This window comes from Natronomonas salsuginis (assembly GCF_005239135.1).
In the GTDB taxonomy this organism is placed as follows: domain Archaea; phylum Halobacteriota; class Halobacteria; order Halobacteriales; family Haloarculaceae; genus Natronomonas; species Natronomonas salsuginis.
In genome coordinates this window covers 37,202-49,258 of the sequence record NZ_QKNX01000006.1, presented here as the reverse complement: position 1 = coordinate 49,258, position 12,057 = coordinate 37,202, and the positions used below count along the sequence as shown (strand labels likewise).

11 protein-coding genes are annotated in these 12,057 nt (G+C 66.6%); 10 read left to right on the top strand and 1 reads right to left on the bottom strand.

The genetic code is table 11. From position 1 onward, the window contains the following. The first annotated feature begins 10 nt into the window (after window positions 1–10). The gene (gene mce, locus DM868_RS12905; RefSeq protein WP_137277255.1) at window positions 11–394 is read left to right on the top strand and encodes a methylmalonyl-CoA epimerase; all 384 of its coding nucleotides are present in this window, start codon (window positions 11–13) and stop codon (window positions 392–394) included. Between the two features lie 148 nt (window positions 395–542). Here the strand turns inward: mce and DM868_RS12900 are convergent, their stop codons facing one another. After that, complete coding sequence (locus DM868_RS12900) at window positions 543–1,190, bottom strand: FAD-dependent oxidoreductase (protein WP_137277254.1); 648 nt, start codon at window positions 1,188–1,190, stop codon at window positions 543–545. Window positions 1,191–1,352: 162 nt separating this feature from the next. Here DM868_RS12900 and DM868_RS12895 point away from each other — a divergent pair, with 162 nt between their 5' ends. From DM868_RS12895 to DM868_RS12855, 9 genes are all read left to right on the top strand, one after another. Next, on the top strand, window positions 1,353–3,116 hold the full coding sequence (locus DM868_RS12895) for a 2-oxoacid:acceptor oxidoreductase subunit alpha (protein ID WP_137277253.1): 1,764 nt from the start codon (window positions 1,353–1,355) through the stop codon (window positions 3,114–3,116). 1 nt (window position 3,117) lies between these two features. Further along, window positions 3,118–3,987: a 2-oxoacid:ferredoxin oxidoreductase subunit beta gene (locus DM868_RS12890; RefSeq protein ID WP_137277251.1), complete on the top strand. Its 870-nt coding sequence runs from the start codon at window positions 3,118–3,120 to the stop codon at window positions 3,985–3,987. Window positions 3,988–4,137: 150 nt separating this feature from the next. Continuing rightward, complete coding sequence (locus tag DM868_RS12885) at window positions 4,138–6,030, top strand: NosD domain-containing protein (RefSeq protein ID WP_137277249.1); 1,893 nt, start codon at window positions 4,138–4,140, stop codon at window positions 6,028–6,030. Then, window positions 6,027–6,752, top strand: coding sequence for an ABC transporter ATP-binding protein (locus DM868_RS12880; RefSeq protein WP_137277247.1), 726 nt, complete (start codon window positions 6,027–6,029; stop codon window positions 6,750–6,752). The genes DM868_RS12885 and DM868_RS12880 overlap by 4 nt, the downstream gene beginning before the upstream one ends. After that, window positions 6,749–7,645, top strand: a complete 897-nt coding sequence (locus DM868_RS12875) for an ABC transporter permease subunit (protein ID WP_137277246.1) — start codon at window positions 6,749–6,751, stop codon at window positions 7,643–7,645. Before DM868_RS12880 ends, DM868_RS12875 begins: the two co-directional genes overlap by 4 nt. Before the next feature lie 92 nt (window positions 7,646–7,737). Further along, entirely contained in the window at window positions 7,738–8,340 is a 603-nt protein-coding gene (locus tag DM868_RS12870; protein WP_137277244.1) for a nitrous oxide reductase accessory protein NosL, read from the top strand. Next, on the top strand, window positions 8,337–10,382 hold the full coding sequence (locus DM868_RS12865) for a NosD domain-containing protein (RefSeq protein ID WP_137277242.1): 2,046 nt from the start codon (window positions 8,337–8,339) through the stop codon (window positions 10,380–10,382). The genes DM868_RS12870 and DM868_RS12865 overlap by 4 nt, the downstream gene beginning before the upstream one ends. After that, a complete protein-coding gene (locus DM868_RS12860; protein WP_137277241.1) occupies window positions 10,379–11,173 on the top strand; it encodes an ABC transporter ATP-binding protein in 795 nt (264 codons plus the stop codon). Before DM868_RS12865 ends, DM868_RS12860 begins: the two co-directional genes overlap by 4 nt. Beyond that, window positions 11,170–12,042, top strand: a complete 873-nt coding sequence (locus tag DM868_RS12855; RefSeq protein WP_137277240.1) for an ABC transporter permease — start codon at window positions 11,170–11,172, stop codon at window positions 12,040–12,042. Before DM868_RS12860 ends, DM868_RS12855 begins: the two co-directional genes overlap by 4 nt. Window positions 12,043–12,057 lie beyond the last annotated feature (15 nt).

Here is a 12,057-nt window from a genome sequence, read left to right as displayed (position 1 = left end):
AGACGCCGGTATGCGCTTCGATCACGCCGGCGTCGCGACCGACGATGCCGAGGGACTCGCCTTCCTGTACGAGGATCTGTTCGGTTGTGAGATCGCCCACGAGGAGCGGTTTCAGGAGCTAAAGGTCATCTTTCTCGAACTCGAGAACGGCTACTTCGAGCTCCTCGAACCGCAGGATGACGGAACTATCGCGCGATATCTCAAGCGGCACGGCTCGGGACTGCACCACATCGCGCTGGAGACCGATGACATCGAGGCGGCGCTCGAAACCGCCGCAGACGTCGACGTCGAGTTGATCGACGAGGAACCGCGACGGGGGGCGTGGGGACACGACGTCGCGTTCCTTCATCCCGGATCGACTGGCGGGATGCTGATCGAGTTCGTGGAGCACTGACGCTGAGAAAGGGCGAGCAGGCGGCACACTTCCTCTCCGCGGCCCGTATGCCACACGCCAGCCCGGGCGGACCGCGGTCGTCGTTCAGCGCATGGTGTCGCTGGTCGCGCCTTCGTATATAAACGGCCGGGAGCAGACGGCTCGCCGATCAGCCGAAGTTCTCGGCTTTCGCGGCGTCGGGATCGCCGCCGGCGGCTTCGATCGCCGCTTCTGCGTCCCCGAGGAAGTCGGCGAACCCGTAGATGAACACCTGTTCACCGTCGTCGTTGGTGAGCACGTCGGCGACGGCGTCGGTGAGATCGGTCTCGTCGGCGAGCACGAACACGTCGGCACCGCCCGCCGCCAACGTGGCCAGGCGATCCTCGTGAATCGGGTCGTCGTCGCGATAGACGACGGCGGCTTCGTGGCCGTCGGCGAGCGCGCGTTCGGCGATCGCAACCGCGGGGCCGATACCGGGACCGCCAGCGAGGACGACGACGCGCGGTTCGCCCTCGTAGTAGTCGTCGCCGAATGGGCCGGTGATAGTGATCGAATCGCCGGACGAAAGCGAGAGTAGGTACTCGCTGAACTCGCCGCCTTCCTCGGGGTCGTAGCTGACGGTGAGTTCGAACGTGTTTCGCGTGTCGCGCGAGGAGACGGTGTAAAAGCGGGCGACCGTCTCGTCGTCGATCGTCGCCGAAAGCTTGACGAACTGACCGGGGACGGCGCTAAAGCCCGGCGGTGTCGTGATCTCGATGGCGACCGCGTTCGTACCGACGTCGTGGATCGCGGTCACGGTCGTCTCGATTGAGTCCATACAGGGATGGATCGCTCCGTCCGCAAGGCGCTTTCGAAGCGGTCGGCGGGTTCGTTAGTGAGCGTGGAAAACTCTCCGGAGGGAATTCGTTGGCCAGAGAATCAAAGAGAGACGGGCGTATTCAGAAGGCTTAACGTCCGTCGTGTTGAACCACGACGTAGCATGCCAGAGGACCTAAACTGGGCCGTCGGCGGCGAAGCCGGCGATGGGATCGACTCGACTGGGAAGATCTTCGCCCAGGCGCTCTCCCGTGCGGGGCGCCACGTCTTTACCTCAAAGGATTTCGCATCGCGAATCCGTGGCGGATACACCGCATACAAGGTTCGGACGTCGGTCGACCGCGTCGAGAGCGTCGTTGATAGACTCGACATCCTGATCGCCCTCACTGAACGGACCGTCGAGGAGAACCTCGACGAACTGCACGACGACTCTATCGTCATCTACGACGGCGAGCGATCGATGATGTCGGACTTCGAGGCACCGGGCGAGATGACGGGGCTCGACGTGCCGCTGAAGCGGCTCGCCGAGGACGCCGGTGGGGCGATCATGCGGAACATCGTCGCATTGGGCGCCGCCTGTTCCGTCTCAGGGTTCGACATCGAATACCTCGACGAGTCGCTCGAAAAGCGCTTCGGGGGGAAGGGTGAGGCGATCGTCGAGAACAACAAGCAGGCCGCGAGGCTCGGCGCGGAGTACGTCGAGGAGGAGCACGACCTCTCGACGCCGTACGACCTCGAAACGACGGACAACGACTACGTCCTGTTGAACGGCGACGAAGCGATCGGCATGGGCGCGCTCGTCGCCGGGTGCCGATTCTACGCCGGTTATCCGATCACGCCCGCGACGGACGTGATGGAGTACCTGAAAGGGCGGATCGAAAAGTACGGCGGGATCGTCGTACAGGCCGAGGACGAACTCTCGGCCGTGAACATGGCGCTCGGCGGCGCTCGCGCAGGTGCGCGATCGATGACCGCCACGTCCGGGCCAGGAATCGATCTGATGACCGAGACGTTCGGTCTCGTCGCGACCTCGGAGACGCCGCTCGTCATCTGTAACGTGATGCGATCGGGCCCCTCGACGGGGATGCCGACCAAGCAGGAACAGGGCGATCTCAACCAGATGCTGTACGGCGGGCACGGCGAGATTCCCCGATTCGTCCTCGCGCCCACGAACATCGCCGAGTGTTTCCACAAGGCGATCGAGGCGTTCAACCTCGCCGAAAAGTACCAGATGCCGGTGTATCTGACGGGCGACCTCGCGCTCGCGGTCACGGAGCAGACGTTCGCTCCCGAGGAGTTCGACATGGACGCAGTCGAGATCGACCGCGGCAAGGTCGTCGACGACGAGACGATCGACGAGTGGCAAAACGAGAAGGGCCAGTTCCAGCCGCACGCGCTCACCGACGACGGGGTCAGCCCGCGAGCGTTCCCCGGCACGGCGGGCGGCGCGCACATGTCGACCGGCCTCGAACACGACGAGTTGGGCCGCCGGACGGAGGACACCGACATGCGGATCGAGCAGGTCGACAAGCGCGAGCGGAAAGTCGAGACCGCGCACGAGGAGGAAGATTGGAGCTACCGCGAGTTCGGCGATCCAGATTCGGACGCGCTCGTCGTCTCGTGGGGATCTAACGAGGGTGCGATGCGGGAGGCGATCGAGATGCTGGCCGAGGAGGACATCGACGTTCGGTTCATCTCGGTACCGTACATCTTCCCGCGCCCGGACCTCACCGAGGAGGTCGAGGCGGCCGAGGAGACGATCGTCGTCGAGTGTAACGCCACGGGGCAGTTCGCGGACCTCATCGAGCACGACACGCTCAGCCGCGTGAAACGCATCAACAAGTACAACGGCGTCCGATTCAACGCGGACGAACTCGCCGAAGAGGTCAAAGCGGCCCTCGGCGAAGCGGCGGAGGTGGAGGTCTAACATGAGTTCGAACGTTCGATTCACCGACTTCAAATCAGACAAGCAACCGACGTGGTGTCCCGGCTGCGGCGACTTCGGGACGATGAACGGGATGATGAAAGCGCTCGCCGAGACCGGCAACGACCCCGACAACACGTTCGTCGTCGCCGGGATCGGCTGTTCCGGAAAGATCGGGACGTACATGCACAGCTACGCGCTGCACGGCGTCCACGGTCGCGCCCTGCCGGTCGGCACCGGCGTGAAGATCGCCAACCCCGAACTCGAAGTGATGGTCGCCGGCGGCGACGGCGACGGCTACTCGATCGGCGCGGGGCACTTCGTCCACGCGGTGCGGCGGAACGTCGATATGACCTACGTCGTGATGGATAACCGGATCTACGGGCTGACGAAGGGGCAGTTCTCGCCGACCTCGCGGGAGGACTTCGAGACCTCGACCTCCCCAAGCGGGACGAACCAACAGCCGGTCAACCCCCTCGCGTTGGCGCTCGCCGCGGGCGGAACGTTCATTGCCCAGTCGTTCTCCTCGGACTCGCAGCGACACGCCGAGATCGTCCAACAGGCGATCGAGCACGACGGCTTCGGCTTCGTCAACGTCTACTCGCCCTGCGTGACGTTCAACGACGTCGACACGTACGACTACTTCCGCGACTCGATCGTCGACGTCGGCGACGAGGAGTTCGACCACGATCCGACGGACTACGACGACGCCAAGGAGCTCATCCTCGACCGCAGTAAGGAGTACCAAGGCGTCATCTACCAGGACGAAAACTCCGTCGGCTACGAGAAGCGAGAGGGTGTCGAGGGGCCGATGACGGACGTCCCGGACGGCGCGCCCGAAGACGCGATGGACCTCGTTCGCGAGTTCTACTGATCGGCACCCACCCGAGCCGGTTTTCACGCCGACGCGGTGATTATATTCGTGGCGCCCACACCGTCCATACGAGACTGAGATGGAACGAATGGGCTCGAATTCGAATGCCACACCAGACGGCATATCAGCACCGATAGGGTCAGTGCAACCATGACGCTTCGAGTCGCAGTCGCGATAGGCTGTTCTCTTTTCGTGCTCGTCGGTGTCGGGTCGTTCGTCGTGTCACCGGGCGCGTCCGCGCCGGAGCCGGCCGACTTCGACGAGACCGTCGCGATGGGGTTGACGCTCGAAGAGCGGCAGGCGCTCGGCGCGGAACAGTTGCTCCCCCGAGCGCAGATCGCATACTCACAGTACCCGTACGTCGTCGGCTACCGCGGGGTCGAACTCGCGGCGGCGGCGGTCGACGACCCGCTCGTCGAGCAGCAGTTCGGCTATCCGCTCGTCGTGTACGTCGAAGCCGCGCCGGCAGAGGTGTCGCTCGACGAGTCCGGCCACCTCGTGGGCGAGAACACGGACGAGTGGGTGCGGGCCGATGAGGCGTATTTCGTGACCGGAAGCGACGCGCGGACGCCGGCCGGTCCGACGCCCGTCGCGTTCGCCGACCGAGCCGGTGCGGCGGCGTTCGCGTCGGAACACGGCGGGTGGGTGGTCGGCTGGGACGAGCGCGCCCGGTTCGAGACGCGACGCGACGACGGCTCGGTCGCCCGCGATCGGATCGCGTCCCAGCACGCCGGCGCGGACGACCGGGTCCGGGACGCTCGCGAGCTGCTCGACCGGCCGACGGGGATCGTCGTCGGCGAGGACGAACCGACGCTTCGGGCGGCCCTCGCGGCGGCGGAACCCAACACGACGATCCGGCTGCCGCCGGGGACCTACGCGGGCCCGATCGAGATCGCGAAACCGGTCACGATCGTCGGTGACGGGGCGACGATCGACGGCGACGGCAACGGAACCGTCGTCACCGTCGGATCCGACGATGTGGCGATCTCGGGCGTCGAGATCGACGGGATCGGCGATTCGCTGCAAGCTGAGGATCCGTCGGTCGACGAGGATCGAGCCAGCTGGGATCGCCAGACTGAGGAGGCGTACGGCTACTCCGACGCCGCGGTCACCGCGGACGGCGTCGATCGGCTGCTCGTCGCTGGGGTCAGCGCCGAAACGCCCGCCTCCGGGATCGTCCTCAGGGACGTCGACCGCGCCGTCGTCGATGGCGTTCGGATACGCGGCGCGAGCGAGCCGGTGGACGGGTTCATGAGCGTCGTCGCGATACGCTCACCGGCGGTCGTGCAGCGCTCGACGTTCGAGGACGGGCGAGACGGGGTGTATAGCCACCGATCCGGCGGGATCACGGTACGCGATAACCGGTTCGTCGGCGGCCGCTTCGGCGTCCACCTGATGTACACCTCGGATGCGCTCGTGGCTGGGAACTGCGCGATCGAACAGGAGCTGTCCGGCGTCGTCATTATGACGAGCCCCTCGGGCGTGGCCATCGCCGACAACGTCGTCGCAGAGACCCGGCAGGGGATCGCGACGAGCGGCTCGGACGCGTACGTCGGGAACAACACCGTCATCAACACCGGGCAGGCGATCTCGACGAGCGCACGGAACTCGCTGTACGCCGACAACACAATCGTCGGAAACGCAGTCGGTTTCCGGGCCTCGTCGGTCTTTCCGACCAGCGTCGTCGTCGGCAACGATGTCGCCGACAACGAACGGCACGTTCGAGCGACGAGCGGACCGCTTCGGGTCTGGAGCAACGACGGCGAGGGCAACTACTGGAGCGGTGCCGAGGGGCTGAACCGGCCGTACAGTCCGACCGATCCCGTCGACGGCCGACTCCACCGGACCGGGGCGGCCCGGACGCTCGCGGACGGACCGATTGTGCGCGGCCTTCGGACGCTCCGCGGATCGGCACCGGGGATGCGGGACAACAGCGTGATCGATGCCACACCGCGCGACGCACCGAAGCAGCCGGCCCGGTTGGAGACCGCGCGGGCGCTTTCGAACGGAAACGCGAGCGCCGGGGAGGTGTGTTCGGCGTGAGCGAGGAGACCGTGCTTCGGGTCGACGGCGTGTCGAAGTCGTTCGGCCCGGTCGACGTCATCGCGAACGTCTCGTTTTCCGTGTCGTCGGGCTCGGTCGTCGCCGTCATCGGTCCCAACGGCTCCGGGAAGACGACGCTGCTCCGGACGCTCGTCGGCGATCTTCGGCCGACGGACGGCGTCGTCTCCTACGAGGGGCCGGACACCGACCGGACGATCGGCTATCTCCCCCAACAGCCGACCTTTCGCGCTGGATTCACCGCAGCCGAGACGCTCGCGTTCTACTCGTCGCTGCTCGACGGCGGCGATCCGGAGGCGTTGCTCGATCGCGTCGGCTTGGTGGACGCCGCCGACCGGAACGTCGAGAACCTCTCGGGCGGGATGCGACAGCTGCTCGGCATCGCGCAGGCGACCGTCGGCGATCCCCCGCTCGTGGTCCTCGACGAGCCCGCGAGCGGACTGGATCCGAACATGAGCGAGCACGTCTTCGAGACGGCAGCTCGGATGGCTGGCGAGAAGCGGACGGTGCTCATCAGCTCGCACGACATGGCGCTCGTCGAAGAGACGGCCGACGACGTGCTCGTGTTGAATCGGGGGACGGTCGCCGCATCGGGGACGCTCGAGGAATTGTACTCACGATTCGAGACCGATTCGCTCCGCGGCGTGTTGAACGCCATCGTGGGCGAAACCGACCGCGTCGAAGTGGTCGGGGGGAACCGATGAGCCGACTCGACGGATTCGGTCCGGTCGCGTGGCGCGAGCTTTCGACCGTCGCCAGAACCCGGAGTTACCTGTTCTTGTCGGCCGGACTCCTCGCCGTGTTCGCGGGCATACTCCGAGCAGGGGGTGGGATCGGAGGGGGGTACGTTCCGGCTGCCGTCGACCTGCTCTTGCCGCTCGAGTTGCTCGTTCCGCTGGTCGCGGTTGCGCTCGGGTACCGGGCCTTCAGCGGCGACAACGACGATCGCTCGGTCCTCCGGACGTATCCGGTCTCGAACGCGTCCCTCGTCAGTGGCGTCTTCGCAGGGCGGTTGGTGGGACTGGCGGGTATCGTCGGCGGCCCACTCGCCGTCGTCGGCGTCGCCGTGTCGTTGGTCGGCGGGCCCGAATCGCGAGTGTTCGCGGTGCACCGAGGGATCGATTCACCGGTGTTGTTCGTCCGGTTCATCGCGTTGACGATCTGCTTTGGGGCCGTCGTGTTGGCGATGACGATGGCGGCGGCGGTCGTCGTCCGAACGGGACGAGCGGCCCTCGCGGCCGCACTCGCCATTCTCGTCGCGGTCGTCGCAGGCGGTGACCTCCTGGTGTTGGCGGGGGTCACGGCTGACTCGATCGGCGACGAGTTCCTAGAGACGGCGCTCGCGGTGAGTCCGAACGCCGCCTACCGCGGGCTCGTACTCGAGACGGTCGTCGGCGTCGCGACCGACACGGGACGGGCAATCGACGTGACCGCCGCGATCGCCGGACTGTTCGCGTGGACCGCGTCGAGTCTCGCAGTGATCGTTATTTTCGTCGGCCGATCCGAGTCCGTTTTGAGTGGCATCCGCCGTGTCGTCACCGATCACGTGCTCGAACCGGCGCTTCGCAGCTACGAAGACGCGCGTCGGGACCGGTAGCCGTCGCTCGTTCGATCGAATCGTCGTCCCCCGGTCTGCGGTTCGAAAATCGTACCAATAGTCGTTTGTCAGAATGGGGTGTACTGTCAGGTATGAACCGTCGAGCGCTGTTGGCATCTGGTATCATCCTCGCCGGCGGTGGCCTCGCTGGTTGTCTCGGTCGGGGGGCCTCCGGTATGGAGGGGGACGTCCCCGAACCGGTCGACCTCTCCGGTGGAAAGTACGACGACCACGGCGGGATGGTGATCGGACGGCACGGCGGTGCGAACGGACAGGTGTTTTACGCCGAAAACGCGCCCGATCGGGGCGAGAACCCGGCGTGGTTTCACACGCTGGTGTTCGGGCTGTTCCCGTATCACTTCGGTCGGCTCGATCGCGGCTGGGAGCCCCGCGTCGTCTACGTGACCGACTTCTCGCAGGTCGAGTACGAACTGACGGAGCGGGACGGCCGGTTACAGATGCCGTCCCCGACGGCGGCGGAGACCTTCGGCGAGGCGGCCGACCTCACCTACGTCGCCGAGAGCGAGGTGATGGGCGGGATGGGGCCGGCGTTGCACCCCTTCTCGGACGAGGCGGAAGCGGAGGCGTTCGCCGCCGAGCACGGTGGTATCGCCCTCTCGTTCGAGGAGATCGATCCCGTGATCATCGATCGGTTACAGCGCGGGAGCGGACACGGCCACGAGCACGACGAATGACGCCAACACGACCGGTGGACGACGCGGATGCCAACCGCGATCGCGGCTCCGGGACGGTGCTCGCCGTCGCGGTCGGCGTCGTCGTGCTCGGGGGATCGATCGGCCTGTTCGTCGTCGATTTCGGATCGGCCACGCCGGAGCCGGTCGATTTCGACGAGACCGTTTCGGTCGGGCTGACGCTCGAGGACGAGCTGCGCCTGGGAGACGAGTCCGAGGATATCGAACTGCCCCGAATGGAGGTGTTCTACTCGCAGTACCCCTACGTGGTCGGTTATTACGGCGTCGACTCGTTCGTCGCCGCCCAGCGCGAGCCGACGCACGAGCGGCAGTTCGGGTTCCCCGCCGCGGCGTACGTCACGGACTACGCCGATCTCGACCCTGGACTGACGGACGATGGTCTCCCGCGGAGCGACCACGATCCGGGCTGGATCGCGCCCGAATCGGCCGTCTACGTCGTCGACAGCGACGCGCGGATGCCCTCGGGACGGACGGCGATCCTGCCGTTCGGTGACCGCGACGACGCGCGGGCGTTCGCCGACGAGCACGGCGGTCGGATTTTGGGGTGGGACGCGCTGTTGGAGGCCGACATCGAACTCGACGACGCCGACACCGTCCGCGATCGTGTTCGGACACAGCGGGTCGAGGCCGACCGCGTGGTCGAATCGCGGTCCGCGCTCCGCGATCGTCCAGTCGGAGCCGTCGTCGGCGAGAATGGGACGACGGTGCAGGACGCCATCGAGGCCGCATCGCCGAACACGACGGTGCTCGTCCCCGAGGGTATCCACGAGGTCGAGGAGCCGGTCGAGATCGACAGACCGGTGACGCTCCGAGGGGAGGGGGACGCGAACATCGTTGGGGACGGGAACAGCACCGTCTTGGTGGTTCGCGCGTCCCGGTCGGCCATCGTCGGGGTCGATGTCTCCGGCGTTGGGAACGGCACCCCGGACGCGGCGGTGGTGGACGACCACAGCCACCGGCTCGGCGATGCGAGCCACGACAGCGGCGACACGGTCGGGGACGACTACTGGGACGAGGACGTCGAGGAGGATTACGCGACGGGTGACACCGCGATCGCCGTCGAGACTGCGCAAGACGTTCTCATCGCCGACCTGAGTATCGATACAGACGCCGCAGGCGTCATCCTCTACGACTCGCCCGGTGTCGTCGTCCGAAACATCGCCGTCGTCGGGCGCGAGAACTACCGGGAGGGACACATGGGGCTCGTCGCGATGCGCTCGCCCGGTGTCGTCGAGCACTCGACGTTCCTCGGCGGGTTGGATGGAGTCTACACCCACCGCGCTCACGGGATCGTGATTCGGAACAACGAGATCCGCGGCAATCGGATGGGTGTTCACCTGATGTTCACGTCCGACTCGCTGGTATCCGGCAACGTCGTTTCCGGCCAGGAGTTCACCGGCATCCACGTGATGACCGGGCCACAGCGGAACGCCGTCGTCGGAAACCGGATATCCGACACCGAAACGGCACTCATCGTCGGCGGCTCGAACTCCTACATCGCCGACAACGTTCTGACGGAAAGCTATCTCGGGCTCCGGATCGACGCGACCGCCTCGATCATCGAGGGCAACGTCATCGCCGACAACCGCGACGGTGCGGAGACGTGGGCGCAGCTTCCGACCAACCGGGTCACGCACAACGACTTCGTCGACAACGAGCGACACGTCGCCGTCAGCAGCGGGCGGCTCCGCGTCTGGAGCCACGACGGCGAGGGTAACTACTGGGAGGGCGCGGTCGGATCGACCGACGGGACCGTCATCCAGCGACCCTACACCCCGACGGATCCCGTCGACGGCCGCCTCCATCGGGTCGACGGGGCCGGAACCCTCGCGCGAGCCCCGGCGATCGACGCGCTCGCGGGCTTCCAAGGAGCCGTTCCTGGCATGCGGGCCGACGAGGTGATCGACACCGCGCCGCTGTGTGCGCCGGTCAACGCCGAGTGGTTCGAGCGGACGGGGCGGGGCGACACTGAGCCGATCTGTCGGTCCGACGGGCGGCTCGACGAACTGGAGACGAGAGCATGAGTGAGTCAGCAAACGCGACGACGACAGGATCGACGGCGAAAGCGGAGCCGACAACAGCCACGAGGCCACCGATCGTCGAGATCGACGGGCTGGGACACACCTACGGCCGAATAGACGTTCTCGAGGACGTCTCGTTCGACGTGCCCGCGGGAGAGGTGACGGCGATCATCGGGCCGAACGGCGCAGGGAAGACCACGCTCATTCGCGACATCGTCGGCCTCCAGGAACCGACCGCGGGAACCGTAGACTACCGCATCCCGGACGTTCCGAGGCCGATCGGATACCTCCAACAGCGGCCGGCGTTTCGACCGGGACAGACCGTCAAACAGGCGATCGCGTTTTACGGATCGCTCGTCGGGGAGACCGAGGCCGACACAGTCCGGCGGCTCGAACGGGTCGGGTTGGGTGCGGCGACCGATCGGGCAGTCGGGGCGCTCTCGGGCGGGATGACGCGGCTCGCCGGGATCGCGCAGGCGACCGTCGGCGACCCGCCACTCGTGGTCCTCGACGAGCCCGCGAGCGGCCTCGACCCGGGGATGAGCGTCCGCATCTTCGAGATCGCCGAGGAGCTCGCCGCGGCGGGGGCGGCCGTGTTGGTGAGCTCGCACAACCTCGCGTTGGTCGAACGCACCGCCGGCCGGGTGGTGCTGCTCGACGACGGCACGGTCGCGCGGATCGGTGCGCCCGCGGATCTCAACGGAGAGCTCGGGACCGAATCGCTGCTCGACGCGTTCGACGCGGCCGTCGCCGGGGATTCGAAGACGGTCAGCGTTCGGGGGGGATCGACGTGAGCGCGCCGACGGAGTCGGAGTCCGACGCGTGCGAAACCGCCACGTCTCCTCGGACGCCGAACACGCTGGTGACGCTTCGAACGCTGATTCGGCGGGAGCTCTCGACCGCAGTACTGGACCGGACCGACATCGGGGTCTGGATCGGCTTCATCGGCGTTCTGTTCGGGATCGCCTGGTTCGGCGGCGGGGTGCAGGTCGGGTACGTCTCGACGATCATCGACCTGTTGACGCCGCTTGAGCTCCTGATTCCGGTCATCGCGTTCGCGTTTGGGTATCGGGCGATCGTCGACGACGAGCGTCGCGGTGTGCTCGACGTCCTGCGGACGTATCCCGTTTCGTCCTGGCAGGTCGTCGTGGGCGTGTATCTCGGTCGAGCGATCGGCCTCGCCGCGATCGTCTCGACCGCGCTTTCGGCGCTCATGTTCCCGATATTCGTCACCGAGTCGTACCGACCCGTGTTCTATGCGACCCACACGGGGGCTGATTCGCCGGGGTTGTATCTCCGGTTCGTCGTCCTAACGGTCGGCTTCGCGCTGGTCATGCTCGCCGTCGCGATCGCGATGTCGGCGCTAGCCAGCGCGGCCCGAACGGCGATCGCCGCCGCGGTCGCCTCGCTGTTCGTGGTGCTGTTCGTGGCCGACATCGCGCTCGTGTTCGGGGTGGCGCGAGGAGTCATAGCGGAGACCTCCCTCGTGAGTTCGCTCGCGATCAGTCCGCTCAGCGCGTATCGAGGGTTGGTGTTCGAGACGACGATCGCCGTCACGGCAGGGACCGGCCCCCGGATGGCGTCGCCGGTCGCAAGCGCCGTCGGACTGGGGATTTGGTGGCTCGGCTCGCTCGCCGTTGCTGCCGTCGCGATACGAAGGTGAAAACAGCGACGATCC

Bases quoted from the DNA above. Each gene is read 5' to 3' on its own strand.
- mce (WP_137277255.1), top strand. From the start codon at position 11: ATGCGCTTCGATCACGCCGGCGTCGCGACCGACGATGCCGAGGGACTC.
- DM868_RS12900 (WP_137277254.1), bottom strand. From the start codon at position 1,190: ATGGACTCAATCGAGACGACCGTGACCGCGATCCACGACGTCGGTACG.
- DM868_RS12895 (WP_137277253.1), top strand. From the start codon at position 1,353: ATGCCAGAGGACCTAAACTGGGCCGTCGGCGGCGAAGCCGGCGATGGG.
- DM868_RS12890 (WP_137277251.1), top strand. From the start codon at position 3,118: ATGAGTTCGAACGTTCGATTCACCGACTTCAAATCAGACAAGCAACCG.
- DM868_RS12885 (WP_137277249.1), top strand. From the start codon at position 4,138: ATGACGCTTCGAGTCGCAGTCGCGATAGGCTGTTCTCTTTTCGTGCTC.
- DM868_RS12875 (WP_137277246.1), top strand. From the start codon at position 6,749: ATGAGCCGACTCGACGGATTCGGTCCGGTCGCGTGGCGCGAGCTTTCG.
- DM868_RS12870 (WP_137277244.1), top strand. From the start codon at position 7,738: ATGAACCGTCGAGCGCTGTTGGCATCTGGTATCATCCTCGCCGGCGGT.
- DM868_RS12865 (WP_137277242.1), top strand. From the start codon at position 8,337: ATGACGCCAACACGACCGGTGGACGACGCGGATGCCAACCGCGATCGC.
- DM868_RS12860 (WP_137277241.1), top strand. From the start codon at position 10,379: ATGAGTGAGTCAGCAAACGCGACGACGACAGGATCGACGGCGAAAGCG.